This is a genomic window from Mesorhizobium sp. M0800 (assembly GCF_040320095.1).
Classification (GTDB): Bacteria; Pseudomonadota; Alphaproteobacteria; order Rhizobiales; family Rhizobiaceae; genus Mesorhizobium.
Map to the genome: position 1 here is coordinate 1 of NZ_JAMYOZ010000055.1, position 18755 is coordinate 18755.

Below are 18755 nucleotides of genomic sequence, written 5' to 3' on the forward strand. Positions count from 1 at the left end.
GCGCCACATCGGCCACCTCGTTGAAACGATCGAGGCAACCGAATGCAACAACTACTTCGCAAACGCCGGCTACGCTTCCATCAAAACGTGAAAGGCTCTAGGAGCTGCGGCCAATCTGTGCCGAGAACTATCCCTTGCCCCTCCGCGTCTCGACGTCGGTCTCGCCGACGAACCAGTCGCGTGCAGCGACCTCCTCGAAGATTATCCAGACATCATTGTTGGTCAGGCCGGTGACGCCGGTGATGGCCGCCGTCACCTGGGCGGCGATCGCGGCCTTTTTGCCGGCCGGGTCATCGGCAATCACCTCCTTGACCAGGCGGATATTCACGAATGGCATGGTTCCCTCCCTTGCATATGCTTGGCGGCCGCTCAGTAGGTTTTGGCGCCGTTGACCATGAGCCGGACCATGTAGAGGGATGTGGTGCCGGCGATGTAGAGGCAGTTCAGCTTGTTGCCGCCGAACAGGCAATTGGCGACGACTTCCGGTACCTTGACCTTGCCGATCAGCGTCCCGTCCGGATCGTAGCAATGGACCCCGTCGGCGGCACTGGTCCAGATGCGGCCGTCCGCATCCAGCCTGAAACCGTCGAACAGGCCGGCGGTGCAGTCGGCAAAGACCTTTTCGCCTGAGACCGTCTTGCCGCCCTGGTCGACATTGAACACCCGGATGTGCGCCGGGTTTTGGGCGCCATGGGTGCGGCCGGTGTCGGCGACATAGAGCTTGCTTTCGTCGAGCGAGAAGGCGAGCCCGTTGGGCCTGACCATGTCGGTGATCACCGCCTCGGTCTCGCCGGTGCCGGGATCGACCCGGTAGACATGGCAGGCGCCGATCTCGCTTTCGGCCTTGTCGCCCTCGTAATCGGTATCGATGCCGTAGCTCGGGTCGGTGAACCAGATCGAGCCGTCGGACTTGACCACCGCGTCATTGGGCGAGTTCAGCCGCTTGCCGCGCCATTTGTCGGCGATGGTGACTACCGACCCGTCATGCTCGGTGCGGCTGACGCGGCGGCCGGAATGCTCGCAAGTAACCAGCCGGCCTTGCCGGTCGACCGTGTTGCCGTTGGAATTGCCGGACGGCTGACGGAACACGCTGACGCTGCCGTCGGTCTCGTCGTAACGCAGCATGCGATTGTTCGGGATGTCGGACCAGACCACATAGCGCCCGGCCGCGAACCAGGCCGGTCCTTCCGCCCATCGGCAGCCGGTAAACAGCCTGTCGACCTGTGCATTGCCGTTGAACAGCCGCGAAAAGCGCGGATCGAGAACTTCGTAGAATTCGCTGGCCATGGTTCCTCCCGGTAGCAGTCGCTTGGCAAGGCGCGATCAAGCCAGCCCACGATCGATATGGCAAGATCGATGATGCGTCAGAAGCATTATGGAAGCGAATGCTGGCCCGGACGGCAGGTCACATCCCGTTAACCGGCTATGCGCCCAGCGCAATGGTGCATTGCAACATCTTATTTTTGCAATGCACCATAACTATGTCATGCTCCGTATCGATCAAGGGAGGAACAACTGGCCGCGAAACGCGGCGCAAAAGGAAACTCGCTATGATCATCGACAGCCTCATGAGCCGCGCTCGCGCCAGCATCGCCAAGCGCCGGCATTACAACCGCCTCGTCGCCGAAATCGACAGCTTCAGCAGCCGTGACCTCGCCGACATGCGCGCCGACCGCAGCGAAATGCTCTACCAGGTCCACAAGCAGATCTACGGCTGAGTCTTCGGTCGACCTATCACGTGGTCGACCTATCACGTTCGTCATCCTTGGGCGTAGCGACGCAAAGCGGAGCAAAGACCCTAGCATGACGAAACGGCGGGCCATCAGCCCGGCATGGCCAGCGCCTTCTCGATTTCGGGTAACAGCAGCGTCCGCGCCGAGTCCGGCGTCAGCGGCCCTACATGCTTATAGGCGATCTTGCCATCCTTGCCGATGACGAAGGTCTCCGGCACGCCGTAGACACCCCAGTCGATCGCCGTGCGTCCGGCCTCGTCGACGCCGATCGCCTGGAATGGGTTGCCGAGATCGCCAAGGAACCGACGGGCGTTTTCCGGCTGGTCCTTGTAGTTCAGCGCCGCCATGACGAAGCGTCTGTCCTGCGACAGCGCCAGCAGCACCGGATGCTCTTCGCGGCACGGCGCGCACCAGGACGCGAAGACGTTGACCAGCGTCACCTTGCCGGCGAACTGTTTTGAATCGAGGCCCGGCAAATTGGTGCCTTCGAGCGCCGGCAGGTTGGTCTGCGGCGCCGGCAGGCCGATCAGCGCTGACGGCACTTCCGACACGTCGCGCCCGGACAAAAGCTGCGCCAGGAACAATCCCGCCAGCCCGAGAAAGACCAGCAGCGGCAGCAGCACGATCAGGCGGCGGCGCGCCGGTGTTTGGGTTTCCGTGCTCATGATTTTACTGCCTTATCGGAGCGCCGGCGCACGCCGGATGCCTCCAGCTCGGCAAGCTCTCGCTTGCGGCCGCGCTGGTCGAGCAGAATCCAGCCGATCAGCCCGCCCAGCACCACGGCCGTGATCGCATAGGCGGCGGTGACATAAAGCGCATGTACGCTCATGCTTTTCGCTCCGCGGCGCTTTCCAACCGGTCCGTCTCACGCCGTTCCAACATGTCTTCTCTTAACGCTGCGCCATCGGCTCCGCAATTGTTCGCCGCGCCGCAGGCATGAGCTGAAGCCAACACATCAATCCGTTCCGTGCCGCAGCGCCAGCGCCGCCGCCACAGGGCCGAGCACGGCAAGAAACAAGGTCAGCGCGGCAAGAATGAGGAAGGGCTGCAGGAATGGATCGGGGTCCGCCACCGCGCCATAGCTTGCCGATACGCCGAAGATCAGCACGGGAATGGTCAGCGGCAGCACGAGCACCGAGATCAGCAGCCCGCCACGCGGCAACGCCACTGCCACCGCTGCACCGGCAGCACCGATGAAGGTGATCGCCGGCGTGCCTACCAGAAGCGTCAGCGCCGTCGCACCGATGCCGATGGGCTCCATGTTCATGAACAGGCCGAGCAAGGGAGCGGCGATGACCAGCGGCAGCACGCTTCCCGCCCAATGCGCCAGGCATTTCGTCAGAACGGTCAAGGCCAGCATGTGCCGGTCGTTGCCAAGCACCAGAAGATCGAGCGAGCCGTCCTCGCGGTCGGCCTGGAACAGCCGGTCGAGGCCGAGCAGGCAGGCCAGCAAGGCGGCGATCCACAGGATCGCCGGGCCGATGCGGGCCAGCAGCTTCAGCTCGGGACCGACGCCGAAGGGGATGGTCGCGATAACGGCGAGAAAGAAAATCACGCCGGTAAGCGCCCCGCCGCCGGCGCGGATACTCAGGCGGATGTCGCGTAGGAAGATGGCTAGCATGATGTGAGATGCTTTCGCCTGGGCACCCCCCTCTGTCCTGCCGGACATCTCCCCCTCAAGGGGGGAGATTGGCTGTCATGACTGCCTTCGCCAATCCCGATCGTTGAAAGATGGGCGCAGCAACGAAGCTGCCAATCTCCCCCCTTGAGGGGGAGATGTCCGGCAGGACAGAGGGGGGCGTGAAGGAATGCCAACATCAGCCGGTCATCCTCAATTCCTTTCCCTCGATCCCAAGCGGCAAATGCGTGGCCGCAACCACGATCCCCCCACCATCGAGATGTTTCCGCACCAGCCCGCCGAATCTCTGCTCCGAAGCCTTGTCCAGCCCTGCCGTCGGCTCATCAAGCAGCCACAATGGCCGGTGGCTTACCAGCAGTTTTGCAATCGCCGCGCGCCGGCGTTGCCCGGTCGAGAGGTAGCCGAACGGCAGATGGCCGATACCGCCCAGCCCGACGGTTTCCAGCGCCTCTTCAACACCCGCGGAACCCGCGCCCGAAAAATCGCGCCAGAAGCGCAGGTTTTCCGTAATGCTCAGCGCCGTCTTCATCGCGTTGAGGTGGCCGAGATAGTGACAGGCCGAGGCGGCCGACGGAAAGTCCTCGCCACCACCTTCGAACCGCACACGGCCTGCCGCCACCGGCAACAGTCCGGCGACGATCCTGAGCAGCGTCGATTTGCCGGCGCCGTTCGGCCCGGTGACGACCAGCGCCTGGCCATCCCCCAGCGCGAATTCGATGCCGGAAAATACCGTCTCGCCGCCGCGTTCGCCGCCCAGATTTTCGGCGATCAGCCGCATCCGTCCCCCTTCGCCGAAAGTTCAGGTGCGGCTTCGGTGCGCCGCAGCAAAAATGGCGATTCCGTGTCTAGAACTATTCCAGAAAATTCTCTATATCCGCATCATCCGTGCCAGCGGTCGGCACGGGAACCGAATTTGCGCCGAACCAGCGCGCGTGCCGCCTTGAACGGCCCGGACGCTTGGGAACGGATAGCGGAAATGGCCGTACCCGCACCTTTGCGCGTGATTTGCATGCCCACTGGCGTCCGTTCCCTTCCGGCAACCGACAGTTAGGGATCGCACGTGTCCAAATCACTCGACAGCTTCAATTGCCGCCGCACGCTGACCGCCGGCGGCACCGAGTACATCTACTATGACCTTGTCGAGGCCGAAAAGAACGGCCTCACCGGTATTGCCCAATTGCCCTATTCGATGAAGGTGCTGCTGGAGAATCTGCTGCGCAACGAGGACGGCCGTTCCGTTACCAAGGAGAGCATCCAGGCGGTCGCCGGCTGGCTGACTGACCGGGGCACCGCCGGCGTCGAGATCGCCTATCGCCCGGCTCGCGTGCTGATGCAGGATTTCACCGGCGTTCCAGCCGTGGTCGACCTTGCCGCCATGCGCGACGCCATGGCCTCGCTCGGCGGCGACCCGCAAAAGATCAATCCGCTGGTGCCGGTCGATCTAGTCATCGACCACTCGGTCATCGTCGACGAATTCGGCACGCCACTGGCTTTCGCCCGCAATGTCGAGCTTGAATATGAGCGCAACGAGGAACGCTACAAATTCCTGAAATGGGGCCAGCAGGCGTTCCGCAATTTCCGCGTCGTGCCGCCCGGCACTGGCATCTGCCATCAGGTCAATCTCGAATATCTCGGTCAGGTCGTGTGGACCAACAGCGAAGACGGCGAGACCACCGCCTATCCCGACACCTGCGTCGGCACCGATTCACATACCACGATGATCAACGGCCTCGGCGTTCTCGGCTGGGGCGTCGGCGGCATCGAGGCAGAGGCCGCGATGCTTGGCCAGCCGGTCTCGATGCTGCTGCCGGAAGTCATCGGCTTCCGGCTCACCGGCAGGCTGAGGGAAGGCGTTACCGCCACCGACCTGGTGCTCACCGTCACCCAGATGCTGCGCAAGAAGGGCGTCGTCGGCAAGTTCGTCGAATTCTTCGGGCCGGGCCTGTCCAACATGACGCTGGCCGACCGCGCCACCATCGGCAACATGGCGCCGGAATATGGCGCCACCTGCGGCTTCTTCCCGGTCGACAGCGAAACCATCCGCTATCTCACCATGTCCGGTCGCGACGAAAGCCGCATCGCCCTGGTCGAGGCTTATTCGAAGGCGCAAGGCTTGTGGCGCGATGCCGGCTCGGCCGATCCGGTCTTCACCGACCTGCTGGAGCTCGATCTCGGCAGTGTCGTCCCGTCGATGGCCGGCCCGAAGCGGCCTGAAGGCCGGGTCGCACTTGAAGACATTCCGGCCGGCTTCGCCAAGGCCATGGAGACCGAATACAGGAAGGCCGCCGAAATCGACAAGCGCTATGCCGTCGAGAGCACGGACTACGATCTTGGCCATGGCGATGTGGTCATCGCCGCCATCACCTCCTGCACCAACACCTCGAACCCGAGCGTGCTGATCGGCGCCGGGCTGTTGGCGCGCAACGCCAACCGGCTCGGCCTCAAGCAGAAGCCGTGGGTCAAGACCTCATTGGCGCCGGGCAGCCAGGTCGTCGCCGAATATCTCGAGAAATCCGGCCTGCAGAAGGAGCTCGACCAGATCGGCTTCAACCTGGTCGGCTTCGGCTGCACCACCTGCATCGGCAATTCCGGCCCGTTGCCGGCGCCGATCTCCAAGACCATCAACGATAAGGGCTTGATTGCTGCGGCAGTCTTGTCCGGCAACCGCAATTTCGAAGGCCGCGTCTCGCCCGACGTGCAGGCGAACTATCTCGCCTCGCCGCCGCTGGTCGTCGCCCACGCGCTGGCCGGGACCGTGACCAAAGATCTGACCACCGAGCCGCTCGGCGACGATCGCAACGGCAGTCCGGTCTATCTCAAAGACATCTGGCCAAGTTCGGTCGAGATCCAGGAATTCATCGAGAAGAACGTCACGCGCGAATTGTTCGCCCGCAAGTATGCCGACGTCTTCAAGGGCGACGAGTACTGGCAGAATGTCAAGGCGCCGGAAGGCCAGACCTATGCCTGGGACGACAATTCGACCTATGTGCAGAACCCACCCTATTTCGCCGGCATGAAGTCAGGCTTCGGCAAGATCGGCGATATCAAGGGCGCGCGTGTGCTCGGCCTGTTCGGCGACAAGATCACCACCGACCACATTTCGCCGGCCGGTTCGATCAAGGCGGCCTCGCCGGCCGGCAAGTATCTCACCGACCACGGCGTCGGCGTCGCCGATTTCAACCAGTACGGCACACGCCGCGGCAATCATGAGGTAATGATGCGCGGCACCTTCGCCAATATCCGCATCCGCAACCATATGCTGGGCGAGAACGGCCGCGAGGGCGGCTACACCATCCATTACCCCTCGAAAGAAGAGGAATCGATCTACGACGCCGCGATGCGCTACAAGAAGGAAGGCGTGCCGCTGGTCATCTTCGCCGGCGTCGAATATGGCAACGGCTCGTCGCGTGACTGGGCGGCCAAGGGCACCAATTTGCTGGGCGTCCGCGCGGTCATCGCCCAGTCCTTCGAGCGCATCCACCGCTCCAATTTGGTCGGCATGGGCGTGATCCCCTTCGTCTTCGAGGAAGGCACCTCATGGGCCTCGCTCAACCTCAAGGGCGACGAACTGGTCGAGATCGACGGACTGAGCAATATCAAGCCGCGGCAGAAGATGATCGCCAGGATCACCTACGGCGACGGCAGCGTCAAAGAGGTTCCGATCATCTGCCGCATCGATACGCTGGACGAGCTCGACTACTTCAAGAATGGCGGCATCCTGCAATACGTGCTGCGCGATCTGGCCGCTTAAGGGAGTAGGGCAATAAGGGAGTAGGGCAGTAGGGTGAAGCAAGGAGAAGCGACTTATTCCCCTACTGCCCTACTGCCCTACTGCCCTACTGCCCTATTCCCCCAATTCCCGGCTTTCCAAACCGCGCTGTCGCCGCCAGCAGCACGCCGAGCATCAGCCCGTTGAATATGTGCCACAGGAAATGCGTGCCGAGCGGAACGCCGCCGCAGACCAGCGGATCGATCATCCTGCAGATGACCGACACGACGAAGATCGCCGAACCCGCCAGATTGTACCGGCCGGCGCGATTGCCGCTGGCCGCCACCCAGGCGCCGAAGAAGGCGAGCGCCAGAAACGGAGGCAGATAGCCGGTCGTCCCGTTCGACGCCTGGCGCAGCCAGTCGGGCACGGCAAAGGTCACCAGCCCGGCAACGGCGTAAAAGGCGACGAAGATGGCGATCGCCTTGCCCCATTTCATGCCGAGAAAACGTCGCAGGTTGAACAGCGTGTAGGCCAGCGTGAACCCTGCAATGGGCAGCACGTCGGCCAGGATCATTGCTCTTGTGGCAAAGGTGTGGAACAGCGACGAGCCGACGCCGATCGCCACCACCCACCAGGCCAGCACTTCGGCGAAGGTGCCGGTGCCGCGCTTTCGCACCTGCCAGACACCCCATAGCCCGGCGGCAAAAAAAGCCAGATTGCTCAGCGCATTGAGCGGTTCGGCCCAGAATTCCGGCCCCGTCCGTTCGCAATAAAGGTCGACCGGCGCCAGGAGAGATTGCCACATGCTGATTGCCGCCCGAATCGCTTCCATCGTGAAGTGCAAGTCCACCTATTGCGCCCTTGCCAGCGGTTGCAACGGCAAAATTTCACCGCAACGTGACTTCCCGTTGACTGCCGCTTCTGCCACATATTTCGACAACCAGAACAAAGCCGGCGTCACCGGCGGGATCGGAACGGCCATGCCATCTCGAAGACCATTGCGGCTTGCGGCCCTTGCGCTGGCCCTCTCGGCGTTTGCCGGCAGGGCCCTTGCCGAGCCAACCGACAAGCCATTAGGCGTCGTCGAGCTCTTCACCAGCCAGGGATGCAACTCCTGTCCGCCGGCCGACGAATTCTTCGCCGAGCTTGCCGCCAAGGAGGACATCGTCGCGCTCGCCTATCATGTCGATTATTGGGATTACCTCGGCTGGCAGGACACGCTGAGCCGCAAGGAAAATACCGAGCGGCAATACGAGTATATGCGCGCCTTCGGCAGTCGTTCCGTCTACACCCCGCAAGCCGTCATAAACGGCCGCAGCCATGTCAACGGCGCCAGCCGCGAGGAAGTCGACGGCGCGCTGGCCCGCATGGAGAGGGTCGGCGAAGGCATGCGCGTCGGCATCAAGGTCAGCCGGACCAGCGATCGCGTCATGATCGATGCCGGCGACGCCGTGACCGGCCCCACCGACGCGCATGTCGTCATCGTCTATTTCAACCCGCCACAGACGATAAAGATCGGCAAGGGCGAAAACAGCGGCCGCAGCATGACCTACTGGAACGCCGTCTCCACCATCCAGACCGCCGGCATGTGGCACGGCAAGGCGCAGCGCTACGAACTGCCGATGAGCGAGATCGCCAAAAAGGGCGGCTGCGCCGTGCTGCTGCAATCAGTTGGCAAGGACGGCATGCCCGGTCCGATCCTGGGTGCAGCCTTTATCCGCAAGCCTTGAACCGAAACGTCGCGCTGCCCCTCATCCGCCTGCCGGCACCTTCTCCCCGTATAGTGACGGGGAGAAGGGAAACTGGCCGCGATATCGGCGTTCTTCGTGCAACGCTGGTGATTGGCAAAACCGCAGCCGTCTGCGTCTTTCTCCCCGTCGCTATACGGGGAGAAATGGCCGGCAGGGCAATGAGGGGCTGCGCAGACCGACGGTCATCACGCAATTAGGGCCCCCTGCATGGCCATCTTAACGTGCCCCGCGCTCCGGAGGCGATCCCACCGGCCGGCCAATAAAAAACCGGCGTCAGCTTGCTTCTGACGCCGGTCATTTAGGTTTTGGGATCGTCGCACCCGATCTTTCCAAGGAAAAACCGAGGTTGGTTCGATCCGACGCAGACCCGTGGGCGGGGGGCTTGGGGTTTACGAGCCGGTGCCGGACCGAACCGTCTCAGGCAACACCGGTAAATTCGTCGGACATTGGGGCATGAGCACGGATAAAAAAAGGCAGGATTGTGGCGAAGCATCACCAATTCCAACAGGCGTTTCGCAAACGTGACTGGACGCTGGAGAAACCGCGCGGTGCTGGCCTTGCCCGGCCGGGCCTTGCAATTCGGCAACGAAAGCGCCAACTTTGGTCGGCGTACGATTCATTGCGAGGATCCAGGCATGACTGATCGCAGCAGCGGGACGGAGGATGGGGACGCATCCGCAATATTGATCCCGCTGCATGAGGCAAGACGCGAACGCCTCGACCAGCCGGTGCGGTTCGACCGGCGCGAACTGGACCAGATCCTCAGGCTCTACGGCCGTATGGTTGCCGCCAACGAGTGGCGCGACTATGCCATCGACCATCTCGCCGACCGCGCCGTTTTTTCCGTCTTCCGCCGCACCAGCGAAGTGCCGCTTTTCCAGATCGTCAAGGATCCGAAGCTGGCGCGCCGGCAAGGCGCGTTCGCTGTCATCGCCGCCGGCGGGCGCATCCTCAAGCGCGGCCAGGAGCTCGGCCGGGTGCTTGGCGTGTTCGACCGAACACTGAAGCTGGTCGAGGCGTAACCCTTTATTTTTGCTGGCGGAACTTCCGCTCGGGCAACGATTGCGGATCAGGCGGGATGGACGCCCCGCCGTTGATCGGCAGCTGCATGAACACCGTGTCCAGCCAACGCCCGTGCTTGTAGCCTGAGCCTTCCAGGCGGCCGGAATGACGAAAGCCGAGCTTCTCGTGCAGCCGTACCGAGGCGCTGTCGGGCCGGCCGTCGCCGATCACCGCGATGATCTGGCGAAAACCCGCCGCCTTGGCCGCCTCGATCAGCCCTTGCATCAAGAGCAGCCCGACGCCTTGCCCTTTGGCCTCGGGCGCGACATAGACGGAATCCTCAACGACGAAGCGGTACGCCGGGCGCGGCCGGAACGCCCCGGCATAGGCATAGCCGAGCACGGCGCCGGTCTTTTCCGCAACGAGATAGGGAAAGCCGCCCGCCATCAGGCTGTCGAAGCGCGCGCCCATCTCGGTGCGGCTTGGCGGTTCGAGTTCATAGCTCGCCGTGCCATTCGTTACCGCGTCGGCATAGATTTCCGTGATCCGGTCGAGATCGGCCGACGTCGCGGCCCGCAAGGTGATGCTGCTCATAATTTAGGCACGTCGTTCATCTGCCCTATATCACAGCAAAAGCCGGCACAAAAGAAAAGAGCGGCCATTGGGCCGCCCTTTCCAAACTCGCTGGTCCAGGAAAACCGTATTTAGCGACGGTCGCCCATGAACTGCAACAGGAACATAAACAGGTTGATGAAGTCGAGATAGAGCCTCAATGCGCCCATAATCGCCTTGCGGCCGGCGACATCAGTCTCGTCGCCCTCGAAGTACATCTCCTTGATGTTCTGCGTGTCGTAGGCGGTGAGGCCCGCGAAGATCAGCACGCCGATCGCCGAAACGGCGAAGGAAAGCGCCGACGACTGCAGGAAGATGTTGATCACCATCGCGATGATCAGGCCGACCAGGCCCATGACCAGGAACGAACCGAACGCCGAAAGATCGCGCTTGGTCGTGTAGCCGTAGAGCGACAGCCCGCCAAAGGCGGCGGCGGTGGCGAAGAAGGTCTGCGAGATGCTGGCGGTGGTGTAGACCAGGAAGATCGACGACAGCGACAGGCCGACGAGGCCGGCGTAGACCCAGAACGTCGTCTGCGCGGCCGAAACGCTCATCGACTGGACTCGGAACGACAGGAACATCACCGCTGCCAGAGGGGCAAAGATCACCAGCCATTTCAGCGGCGAACCAAAGATCGCGTAGCCGAACGAGGTCAGCATCTCGCCGCTTGGCAACGTCGCGACCGCCGAGGCGGGATCGCTGGTGGTGGCCAGCATGATTGTGCCGACCGCGGCAAGGCCGGTGATGAGGAGGCCAAGCCCCATCAGATTGTAGACTTTGATCATATAGGCGCGCAGGCCCTGGTCGATGGCAGCATCGACGCCGGCGCCGGGCACGGCGCGCGTCTGATAATTGCGAACGGGATCAGCCATGGAAATCCTCATATTGCTTCTGCCCCGTCCGGTGTCAGGTCCTTTTGAACCCAGGCGCCGCTGGCGGGGCTCCAGCATGCCTGCGCCGAAATATGATGGTTCTTGGCGTAAAGGACAAGACCGTAACCAAGCGTAATGCTCCGTGAAGTGCCAGAGATACGGTTTTATTGGCCTTCCCGCCCGGAACATTACCGAGATTTAATCGAAACCGGCTCTGGCTCAAAGATTCCGCAGCACCGGCGCCGCCTTGTGGCCCAGCACCCGCCACGTGCCGGCAAGGCCTATGCCGACCGTGACCACCAGCGAAAAGCCGATGGTCGCCACCGCCACCTCCGGCATGAAGTGCGATGGCAGCGTCATGATTCGCGCGACGACGAACCATGCCGCCACACCGCCCGCTGCCAGCGCGAAGATCGCAGTGGCAAGGCCGATCAGCATGTATTCCAGCGAAAACGCGGCGATCAGCGTTTTTCTGGTCGCACCCAGGGTCTTCAGCACCACCGCGTCGTGAATGCGAGCCCGGTTGCCGGCGGCGAGCGCCCCGGCCAGCACCAGCACCGAGGCGATCAACGCCACGCCCGCTGCTGCCCTGATTGCTGTGCCGAGCTGCGCCACCAGCCGGTTGACGATTTCGAGCGCGTCCTTGACCCTGACCGTCGTCACCGCGGGAAAGGCACGCGTGACGGCGTTGAGAAGATGCGCATCGTCGGCTGCCGACGCATTCGTCTCGGTCAGCGTCGCCAACCAGCCATGCGGCGCACCGGCGAATGTGGTGGGCGAGAACACCATGACGAAATTGATGCCCATGGTTTCCCATTCGACCTGGCGGAAATTGGCGATCTTGGCCGTGATGTTGCGGCCGAGCACGTTGACGGTGATGGTGTCGCCGAGCTTCAGCCCGATCTCTTTGCCTTCCTCGGCGGAAAACGAGACCAGCGGCTCGCCGGCATAGTTCTCCGGCCACCAGTTGCCCTCGGTCAGCGTCGCATTCTCCGGCAGCTTTGCGTCATAGGTCAGGCCGCGGTCGCCGCGCAGTACCCAGGCGCCTTCGGCCGGAACCTTGACCTTGTCGACATCGACGCCGTTGAGCGCCATCACCCGGCCGCGCAGCATCGGCACCTTAATCAGCTTGCCTTGCGGTGCCTCTTTGCCGACCAGCGCGGAGAAGGCATCGACGTCACCGCTCTGGATATCGACGTAGAAGAAGTTCGGTGCCCTTTCCGGCAGGCTGCCCGAGATCTGCCGCCTGAGATTGCCGTCGATCAGCGCCAGCGTCACCAGCAGCGTCAGCCCGAGTCCCAACGACAGCACCACGGACGGCGTCAAGGCGCCAGGCCGATGGATGTTGCCGATGGCGAGCCTGAGCGCGGTCGAGCGCACGCGCGGGCCTTTCTTCGCCGCCCACTGCACCAGCGAGCCGACGACACGCAGCACCAGGAACGAAAAGATCGTGGCGCCAACGAAGATCGAGGCAATACGGCGGTCGCCGGAAAACAGGATCGCCAGTACCGCGAGCAGCAGCGCGATGCCCAATGCCGCGGCGATATAGAGCGGGCGGGGAAAACCGCGGCCCTCGAAACCCATTTCGCGAAACAGCGCCGTTGCCGGCACGTCGCGTGCGCGGCCGAGCGGCAGCAAGGCGAAAGCCAGCGTCACCAGCAGCCCGAACAGCGCTGCCATGCCGAGGGCGCCGGGATAGAACCCACCTGCCGCCGGCACTGGAATGACCGATTGGAGTGCCGCGCTGGCCGCGAACGGCATCAGCGCGCCAAGCACAAGGCCTAGCGTGATGCCGAGGGCGGCGATCATCAGGATCTGCACCAGATAGACGGCAAAGACGAACCCGCCCGAAGCCCCCAGGCTCTTGAAGGTGGCGATGACGCCGCGCTTGCCGTCGAGATAGGCACGCACGGCATTGGCCACGCCGACGCCGCCGACCACCAGCGCCGTCAACCCGACCAGCGTCAGGAATTGCGAAAACCGCTCGATATTCGAGGACAGCGCCGGCGCTGCGTTGCTGCGCGTGCGGATCGACCAGCCGGCCTGCGGGAACTGGTTTGCCGCCTGCTCCTGGATCGCCTTGATCTGTGCCTCAGTGGTGCCGCCGGGCAGGCGGACCTTATAGGCGTTCTCGACCAGGCTGCCCGGCTGGATCAGGCCGGAAGCGGCAAGCCCGTCGGTCGACACCATCAGCCGCGGCGCAAAACCGAAGCCATCCGACACTGCATCCGGCTCGTTGACCAGCCTGGCGCGCAGCTCGAACGTCGCGCTGCCGAGCTTTAGCCGGTCACCGATGCCAAGGTTCAGCCGCTCGAACAAGAGGTCCGGGGCGGCGGCGCCGAAGACGCCGGATTTTTCGCCGAACAGATCCTCTCGCGACAGCACCGGCTCGGTCTCCAGCGCACCATAGAGCGGATAGGCGCCGTCGACCGCCTTGGCCTCGACCAGCGCCTGGTCGGAGCCGTCCTCGAGCCTCGCCATCGAGCGCATATTGGCGCTGTGCGAAACCGTGCCAAGCCGGTCGAGGAAGCTGCGTTCGGCTCTGGTCGGATCGCGTTGGTTGAGCTGGAAGCGGAGATCACCGCCGAGCAGCGTCTGGCCCTCGTCGGCAACACCGGCGGAAATAGCCTGCGCCACCGAATTGACGCCGCCGATCGCAGCGACGCCGAGCGCGATGCAGGCAAGGAAGATCAGGAAGCCGGACAGCCCGCCACGCATTTCTCGCAGCGAAAACCGAAAGGCGAGCCTCAGCGTGCGCGCCAGCGGCATCATGCGGTCACCTTGCCAGCCCTGGTGGCCGGCTTAGGCGCGTCTTCGATCAGCCCCGACCGCATCGACACCTGGCGCGAGCAGCGCGCCGCGAGTACAGGGTCATGCGTGACCAGCACCAGCGTCATGCCGCGTTCGGCCGCCTTGGCAAACAGCAGGTCGGCGACGTGCCGCCCCGTTGCCTGGTCGAGATTGCCGGTCGGCTCGTCGGCGATCAGGATGCGCGGCGACGGCGCCAGCGCCCGGGCGATCGCCACGCGCTGCTGCTCGCCGCCAGACAATTCGCCGGGGTAATGGGTGACGCGATCGCTGAGACCGACCGCCGCCAGCTCGCTCGCCGCCACGCCGAATGGATCGACATGGCCGGCAAGCTCCAGCGGGACGGCAACGTTTTCCAGCGCCGTCATATTGGGGATGAGATGGAAAGACTGGAACACGATGCCGATGTTTCGCCCCCGAAACGACGCGATCTCGTCTTCGCTTTTGCCGTTGAGCAGCTCGCCGGCAATTCGGACCGTGCCCGAATCGACCCTTTCAAGCCCGGCCAAAACCATCAGCAATGTCGACTTTCCCGAACCTGAAGGTCCAACGATGCCTGTCGCTTCGCCGCCCGCCACATCGAGGCTGACGCCCTTCAGCACATGGACCGAGGATGCACCTTCGCCGAGCGTCAGCGATACGTCTTTCAGCGAAATGACGGCTTCTTCCAAAATCAAATCGTCCTATATGGGGGATGAAGGCTAGAGCATCCGATGCTCGACAAAGACGAAAACCTGCCTTCGCCAACAGATGTTCCTGGTCATATGGGGCCTGCCGCATGGCTTTCAAACACACCTTTGCCGCAGCCTTCGCCCTTTTCCTCGCCATTTGCGGCGCCATTTCGTCGGCGCGCGCCGAACCGTTCACCATTGTCGGTTTCGGCGACAGCTTGATGGCGGGTTATGGCCTCGGGCCAGGTCAGGGCTTCACCGAGAAGCTGCAGGCGGCGCTGCGCGCCAAGGGCTACGATGTCACGGTCGCCAACGCCGGCGTCTCCGGCGATACGACGAGCGGCGGCCTGTCGCGGCTCGACTGGTCGGTGCCGGACGGCACGCAACTCGTCATCCTGGAGCTCGGCGCCAACGACATGCTGCGCGGCGTTTCGCCCGCCATAGCGGAAAAGAACCTGGACGCCATGCTGGCAAAGCTGCAGCAGCGCAAGATCGCTGTGTTGCTGGCCGGAATGCGCGCGGCGCCCAATCTCGGCGCCGACTACCAGAACGCCTTCGACGCGACCTTTCCGAGACTGGCTGAAAAATATGGCGTGCCGCTCTATCCTTTCTTTCTCGAGGGCATCGCCGGTCAATCCGTCCTGCAACTCGAGGACGGCCTTCATCCAAACGCCCGAGGCGTCGACCGCATCGTCGAGGGTATCCTGCCCAGTGTGGAGAAGACCATTGAAGCGGTCCGGGGCAATTCCTGAAGGCGAGGGTTCGCCGTCGCAACACCTTCCGCAGGGGAAGCTTTTAGGCAGGCCTGCGACCAACAAACCCCTTGCCCCGTTTGAATATCGATGATTCGCTAGGGGCAAGAGTTCGATTCGAGGACAGGAGGCTTGCCATGCCGCGTCTTTTTACCGCCCTCGAGATACCGCGTGATGCCGCTCTTTCGCTGTCCCTGCTCAGGGGCGGCCTGCCGGGAGCCCGCTGGATCGACGTCGAAAACTATCATCTGACGCTGCGCTTCATCGGCGATGTCGAGGGCCATGTCGCCGACGACATCGCCAATGCGCTTGACCGTGTTCACCGCCCGTCCTTCCCGCTGACGCTGTCCGGCGTCGGCGCCTTCGGCCAGAAGAAGCCGCATGCGGTGTGGGCCGGGGTCGCCGCTTCGCCCGATCTTTCCGCATTGCAGGCCGAGATCGAGCGCATCTGCCAGCGGCTCGGCATCCCGGCCGACCCGCGCAAGTTCATGCCGCATGTGACGCTGGCCCGCCTGCGCAATTCGAGCCCGCTCGACGTCGCCCAGTACCTGTCGGCGCGCGGCAATTTTTCGACGCTGCCGTTCCGGGTCGGCCGCTTCGTGCTGATGTCGTCGCGCGATTCGGTTGGCGGCGGGCCTTACGTCGTCGAGGAGGCCTGGCCGCTTTCAGGTGCCGACAACCGCGTCGCCAGCCGTTTGGTCGGCGCCGCCGACGCTTCGCGGATCATGCGGTAGACGGACATGGCCAGGGAGAAACTAGCAAAAGAGGCGATCCGCGCCGAACTTGCCGGCCTCGACGGCTGGTCGCTGGCCAAGGATGGTGGCTCGATCACCCGCAGCTTCACCTTCAAGAATTTCTCCGAAGCCTTTGCCTTCATGACCCGCGTTGCCCTGGCCGCGGAGAAGATGGACCACCATCCCGACTGGTCGAACGTCTACAAGACGGTAAACGTGACCCTCAACACGCACGACGCCGGCGGCCTGACCGCGCTGGATTTCGATCTGGCCAGGAAAATGAACCGCTATTTCGGCGGCTGAGCCTATCTGCACCTTGCAGCGAGGTTCGGCTTTCACCACATTTTGCCTCGCGGTCACGCGTGAAGTCACGCGACGGCCGCAAGGAGAGGTTGATGGCGCAAAAATCCGGTTTTGATTTCTTCGGCCTCGGCAGCAAGCCGGGCAACGAGAGCGAAGTGCGCGAAAAGTTCTGGCGTACGGCGAAGAAGGCCGCCCGGCAGATCCCGTTCATGGAAGAGGTGGTCGCCGCCTATTACTGTGCCATGGACAAGAAGACGCCGCTTCGCGCCAAGGGCACCTTGCTGGCTGCGCTCGGCTATTTCGTGCTGCCGACGGACGTCATCCCCGATTTCATCCTTGGGCTAGGCTTCACCGACGACATCGCCGTGCTGACCGCCGCGATTACCGCCGTCAGCGCCCACATCACGCCGGCGCACCGGCTCGCCGCCAGGCAGGCCATCGCCGACAAGAGCTGAGCCGGTACGGCGCAAAAAATCGCGCGAGACTTTCCGGCCGTCAAACCCACCGCCGCACCCGCGCCTTGTAGGCGCGATAGGCATCTCCGAACTTCCGCTCGAGATAGCGCTCTTCCGGCGCGATAACGCCGGTATTGATCACCCACAGCAGGGGGATGACGAGCGCGATAGCCCAAAGACTTCCGGCCGCGACGCCGAGGCCCAGATAGACGAGGGTCGTTCCCAGATAGAACGGATTCCTGGTGCGCCGATAGATACCGTCGACGACCAGCGCCGTCGTCGGCAAGGTCGGTGGTATGTTGGTGCCAGCGGCCTGAAAGCGGCCCGCCGCCATAAAGATGAACACGAAGCCACACACCGCGAGCACAGCGCCAGCCAGATAGCGGGCGAGCGCCTGCCCGGCCATGACCGGGAGCGGAACGAGCACCTCGAGCACGGTTGCCGCCACCAGGAAGCCGAGGAAGATCAAAGGTGGCAGCGCAATGACCCCAGCCACGTCGGGCGCGCCCGATCCGCCCGCCGTCTCCCCGGCATCCGACCGGCGCACCGCGCCACCGGCCGCCCGCCGCATGGCGACACGAATGCCGAACACAATCGCCAGGACGGCTGTGCCGCCCGCGAGGATCAGGATTGTCTCGGAAATGGCCATGGCCAAATCTCCCGTAAGCCGCCAGGGAGGGCACCCTGGCCGAGCGCCGTGGCGGCGAACGCAGACATGGTACCAGGGAAATTCGTCACGTACCTCAGAAAAGCGGAATCGCCGCAAGACCTAGCTGCTTGAAAAGTCAAACTCTTGCCGTTTTCGTGGCCTCCAAGTCGCGGCAGGGACATTGCGCCAGCCGCTTTTTCGAGCGGCAGCGCGAAGACGGCGGCGGTTTCCTGGCGTGAACATCCTTTTCTCAGGGGAATTTCACCGTTTGGTAACCCAGATTAAATCAAAATGAAGCGACGGGCAGGACGCCGAGCCGGCCTGCCGCCGCACCAGTGGAATACGGGAAAAGCGATGCGCGGATTGATTGCTATAGTTTCCAGCCTGGCCCTGGTGGCCTTGACGGCGCCCGCGCTGGCGCAGTCGGCAACCAAGATCGGCCAGCATAATGCCTGGGGCACCTACAGTTATCAGGCGTCGGGCGGCGGCAAGGTCTGCTATGTCCTGACGGTGCCAACCGACAAGCAGCCGCCGACGCTCGATCACGGCGACATGTTCTTCTTCGTCAGCCAGCGGCCGGGGCAGCAAGTGTCCTACGAGCCGCAATTCATCGCCGGCTATACCTTCCAGGAAGGTTCCAAGGCCACCGTCACCATCGACAAGAAGTCTTTTTCCATGTTCACGCGCGGCAAGTCGGCCTGGGTCGAGAACGCCGCCGAGGAGCCGGTGCTGATAGCCGCGATGAAGACCGGCACCGACATGAAGGTGTCGGCCAAGTCCGGCCGCGGCAACACCACCACCTACGTCTTCTCGCTGAAGGGCATCTCGGCGGCGCTGGCCTCGATCGCCAAGTGCAAGTAGGCGGTTAGGCGCGGTCTTCCCTTCTCCCCTTGTGGGAGAAGGTGGATCGGCGCGCAGCGCCGAGACGGAAGAGGGGTGTTGGACGGAACGCCGTCGGCGCCAAGCTGGAACACCCCTTGTGTCTCTCGAATCATGCAGGATTGGGCTGGCGGGCGACCCGGGTCATGACCGGATCACCCGCTGCGACGGAAGCCCGTACAC

The 18755-nt window shown here is 63.4% G+C and carries 21 protein-coding genes; 9 read left to right on the forward strand and 12 right to left on the reverse strand.

What is annotated here, in order from left to right:
- Positions 1-127 precede the first annotated feature (127 nt).
- On the reverse strand, positions 128-337 hold the full coding sequence (locus tag NKI18_RS32175) for a tautomerase family protein (protein WP_352456345.1): 210 nt from the start codon (positions 335-337) through the stop codon (positions 128-130).
- Positions 338-369: 32 nt separating this feature from the next.
- A complete protein-coding gene (locus tag NKI18_RS32180; RefSeq protein WP_352456346.1) occupies positions 370-1287 on the reverse strand; it encodes an SMP-30/gluconolactonase/LRE family protein in 918 nt (305 codons plus the stop codon).
- 263 nt (positions 1288-1550) lie between these two features.
- On the opposite strand from NKI18_RS32180, the gene NKI18_RS32185 reads away from it, so the two are divergent.
- The gene (locus tag NKI18_RS32185; protein WP_023721879.1) at positions 1551-1718 is read left to right on the forward strand and encodes a hypothetical protein; all 168 of its coding nucleotides are present in this window, start codon (positions 1551-1553) and stop codon (positions 1716-1718) included.
- Between the two features lie 104 nt (positions 1719-1822).
- On the opposite strand, the gene NKI18_RS32190 is transcribed toward NKI18_RS32185, so the two are convergent.
- The 4 genes from NKI18_RS32190 to ccmA all read right to left on the reverse strand — a co-directional run bounded on the left by NKI18_RS32190 (position 1823) and on the right by ccmA (position 4150).
- On the reverse strand, positions 1823-2398 hold the full coding sequence (locus tag NKI18_RS32190; protein ID WP_352622350.1) for a DsbE family thiol:disulfide interchange protein: 576 nt from the start codon (positions 2396-2398) through the stop codon (positions 1823-1825).
- A complete protein-coding gene (ccmD, locus tag NKI18_RS32195; protein WP_352456348.1) occupies positions 2395-2562 on the reverse strand; it encodes a heme exporter protein CcmD in 168 nt (55 codons plus the stop codon). The genes NKI18_RS32190 and ccmD overlap by 4 nt, the downstream gene beginning before the upstream one ends.
- 126 nt (positions 2563-2688) lie before the next feature.
- Positions 2689-3354, reverse strand: coding sequence for a heme exporter protein CcmB (gene ccmB / locus NKI18_RS32200; protein WP_352622368.1), 666 nt, complete (start codon positions 3352-3354; stop codon positions 2689-2691).
- Positions 3355-3550: 196 nt separating this feature from the next.
- Complete coding sequence (ccmA, locus tag NKI18_RS32205) at positions 3551-4150, reverse strand: heme ABC exporter ATP-binding protein CcmA (RefSeq protein ID WP_352622352.1); 600 nt, start codon at positions 4148-4150, stop codon at positions 3551-3553.
- A gap of 282 nt (positions 4151-4432) precedes the next feature.
- Between ccmA and acnA the strand changes: the two genes are divergently transcribed.
- Positions 4433-7123, forward strand: a complete 2691-nt coding sequence (acnA, locus tag NKI18_RS32210; protein ID WP_352622354.1) for an aconitate hydratase AcnA — start codon at positions 4433-4435, stop codon at positions 7121-7123.
- Positions 7124-7208: 85 nt separating this feature from the next.
- On the opposite strand, the gene NKI18_RS32215 is transcribed toward acnA, so the two are convergent.
- Complete coding sequence (locus NKI18_RS32215) at positions 7209-7889, reverse strand: ceramidase domain-containing protein (protein WP_352622356.1); 681 nt, start codon at positions 7887-7889, stop codon at positions 7209-7211.
- 175 nt (positions 7890-8064) lie between these two features.
- Between NKI18_RS32215 and NKI18_RS32220 the strand changes: the two genes are divergently transcribed.
- On the forward strand, positions 8065-8814 hold the full coding sequence (locus NKI18_RS32220; RefSeq protein ID WP_352622358.1) for a DUF1223 domain-containing protein: 750 nt from the start codon (positions 8065-8067) through the stop codon (positions 8812-8814).
- Positions 8815-9470: 656 nt separating this feature from the next.
- Positions 9471-9857: a DUF2794 domain-containing protein gene (locus tag NKI18_RS32225; protein ID WP_031212724.1), complete on the forward strand. Its 387-nt coding sequence runs from the start codon at positions 9471-9473 to the stop codon at positions 9855-9857.
- A 4-nt stretch (positions 9858-9861) separates the two neighbouring features.
- On the opposite strand, the gene NKI18_RS32230 is transcribed toward NKI18_RS32225, so the two are convergent.
- The 4 genes from NKI18_RS32230 to NKI18_RS32245 all read right to left on the reverse strand — a co-directional run bounded on the left by NKI18_RS32230 (position 9862) and on the right by NKI18_RS32245 (position 14800).
- Positions 9862-10431: a GNAT family N-acetyltransferase gene (locus NKI18_RS32230; RefSeq protein WP_352622360.1), complete on the reverse strand. Its 570-nt coding sequence runs from the start codon at positions 10429-10431 to the stop codon at positions 9862-9864.
- A 110-nt stretch (positions 10432-10541) separates the two neighbouring features.
- Complete coding sequence (locus tag NKI18_RS32235) at positions 10542-11321, reverse strand: Bax inhibitor-1/YccA family protein (RefSeq protein ID WP_254817871.1); 780 nt, start codon at positions 11319-11321, stop codon at positions 10542-10544.
- 219 nt (positions 11322-11540) lie between these two features.
- Complete coding sequence (locus NKI18_RS32240; protein ID WP_352622370.1) at positions 11541-14090, reverse strand: ABC transporter permease; 2550 nt, start codon at positions 14088-14090, stop codon at positions 11541-11543.
- Positions 14090-14800, reverse strand: a complete 711-nt coding sequence (locus NKI18_RS32245) for an ABC transporter ATP-binding protein (RefSeq protein ID WP_352622362.1) — start codon at positions 14798-14800, stop codon at positions 14090-14092. The genes NKI18_RS32240 and NKI18_RS32245 overlap by 1 nt, the downstream gene beginning before the upstream one ends.
- A gap of 107 nt (positions 14801-14907) precedes the next feature.
- Between NKI18_RS32245 and NKI18_RS32250 the strand changes: the two genes are divergently transcribed.
- The 4 genes from NKI18_RS32250 to NKI18_RS32265 all read left to right on the forward strand — a co-directional run bounded on the left by NKI18_RS32250 (position 14908) and on the right by NKI18_RS32265 (position 17044).
- Complete coding sequence (locus tag NKI18_RS32250; RefSeq protein WP_352593769.1) at positions 14908-15552, forward strand: arylesterase; 645 nt, start codon at positions 14908-14910, stop codon at positions 15550-15552.
- A 137-nt stretch (positions 15553-15689) separates the two neighbouring features.
- Positions 15690-16286 (forward strand): RNA 2',3'-cyclic phosphodiesterase, encoded by a 597-nt coding sequence (gene thpR, locus NKI18_RS32255; protein WP_352450198.1) that lies wholly within the window; start codon positions 15690-15692, stop codon positions 16284-16286.
- A gap of 6 nt (positions 16287-16292) precedes the next feature.
- Complete coding sequence (locus tag NKI18_RS32260) at positions 16293-16589, forward strand: 4a-hydroxytetrahydrobiopterin dehydratase (RefSeq protein ID WP_023679826.1); 297 nt, start codon at positions 16293-16295, stop codon at positions 16587-16589.
- Between the two features lie 92 nt (positions 16590-16681).
- Positions 16682-17044 (forward strand): YkvA family protein, encoded by a 363-nt coding sequence (locus tag NKI18_RS32265; protein WP_031212728.1) that lies wholly within the window; start codon positions 16682-16684, stop codon positions 17042-17044.
- Positions 17045-17084: 40 nt separating this feature from the next.
- On the opposite strand, the gene NKI18_RS32270 is transcribed toward NKI18_RS32265, so the two are convergent.
- Entirely contained in the window at positions 17085-17693 is a 609-nt protein-coding gene (locus tag NKI18_RS32270; RefSeq protein ID WP_352622755.1) for a methyltransferase family protein, read from the reverse strand.
- Positions 17694-18047: 354 nt separating this feature from the next.
- Between NKI18_RS32270 and NKI18_RS32275 the strand changes: the two genes are divergently transcribed.
- On the forward strand, positions 18048-18554 hold the full coding sequence (locus NKI18_RS32275; protein ID WP_023721899.1) for an invasion associated locus B family protein: 507 nt from the start codon (positions 18048-18050) through the stop codon (positions 18552-18554).
- Positions 18555-18755 lie beyond the last annotated feature (201 nt).

Coding starts and splice junctions, on each gene's coding strand:
- NKI18_RS32175 (WP_352456345.1), bottom strand. CDS start 337: ATGCCATTCGTGAATATCCGCCTGGTCAAGGAGGTGATTGCCGATGAC.
- NKI18_RS32180 (WP_352456346.1), bottom strand. CDS start 1,287: ATGGCCAGCGAATTCTACGAAGTTCTCGATCCGCGCTTTTCGCGGCTG.
- NKI18_RS32185 (WP_023721879.1), top strand. CDS start 1,551: ATGATCATCGACAGCCTCATGAGCCGCGCTCGCGCCAGCATCGCCAAG.
- NKI18_RS32190 (WP_352622350.1), bottom strand. CDS start 2,398: ATGAGCACGGAAACCCAAACACCGGCGCGCCGCCGCCTGATCGTGCTG.
- ccmD (WP_352456348.1), bottom strand. CDS start 2,562: ATGAGCGTACATGCGCTTTATGTCACCGCCGCCTATGCGATCACGGCC.
- ccmB (WP_352622368.1), bottom strand. CDS start 3,354: ATGCTAGCCATCTTCCTACGCGACATCCGCCTGAGTATCCGCGCCGGC.
- ccmA (WP_352622352.1), bottom strand. CDS start 4,150: ATGCGGCTGATCGCCGAAAATCTGGGCGGCGAACGCGGCGGCGAGACG.
- NKI18_RS32215 (WP_352622356.1), bottom strand. CDS start 7,889: ATGTGGCAATCTCTCCTGGCGCCGGTCGACCTTTATTGCGAACGGACG.
- NKI18_RS32220 (WP_352622358.1), top strand. CDS start 8,065: ATGCCATCTCGAAGACCATTGCGGCTTGCGGCCCTTGCGCTGGCCCTC.
- NKI18_RS32225 (WP_031212724.1), top strand. CDS start 9,471: ATGACTGATCGCAGCAGCGGGACGGAGGATGGGGACGCATCCGCAATA.
- NKI18_RS32230 (WP_352622360.1), bottom strand. CDS start 10,431: ATGAGCAGCATCACCTTGCGGGCCGCGACGTCGGCCGATCTCGACCGG.
- NKI18_RS32235 (WP_254817871.1), bottom strand. CDS start 11,321: ATGGCTGATCCCGTTCGCAATTATCAGACGCGCGCCGTGCCCGGCGCC.
- NKI18_RS32240 (WP_352622370.1), bottom strand. CDS start 14,090: ATGCCGCTGGCGCGCACGCTGAGGCTCGCCTTTCGGTTTTCGCTGCGA.
- NKI18_RS32250 (WP_352593769.1), top strand. CDS start 14,908: ATGGCTTTCAAACACACCTTTGCCGCAGCCTTCGCCCTTTTCCTCGCC.
- thpR (WP_352450198.1), top strand. CDS start 15,690: ATGCCGCGTCTTTTTACCGCCCTCGAGATACCGCGTGATGCCGCTCTT.
- NKI18_RS32260 (WP_023679826.1), top strand. CDS start 16,293: ATGGCCAGGGAGAAACTAGCAAAAGAGGCGATCCGCGCCGAACTTGCC.
- NKI18_RS32265 (WP_031212728.1), top strand. CDS start 16,682: ATGGCGCAAAAATCCGGTTTTGATTTCTTCGGCCTCGGCAGCAAGCCG.
- NKI18_RS32270 (WP_352622755.1), bottom strand. CDS start 17,693: ATGGCCATTTCCGAGACAATCCTGATCCTCGCGGGCGGCACAGCCGTC.
- NKI18_RS32275 (WP_023721899.1), top strand. CDS start 18,048: ATGCGCGGATTGATTGCTATAGTTTCCAGCCTGGCCCTGGTGGCCTTG.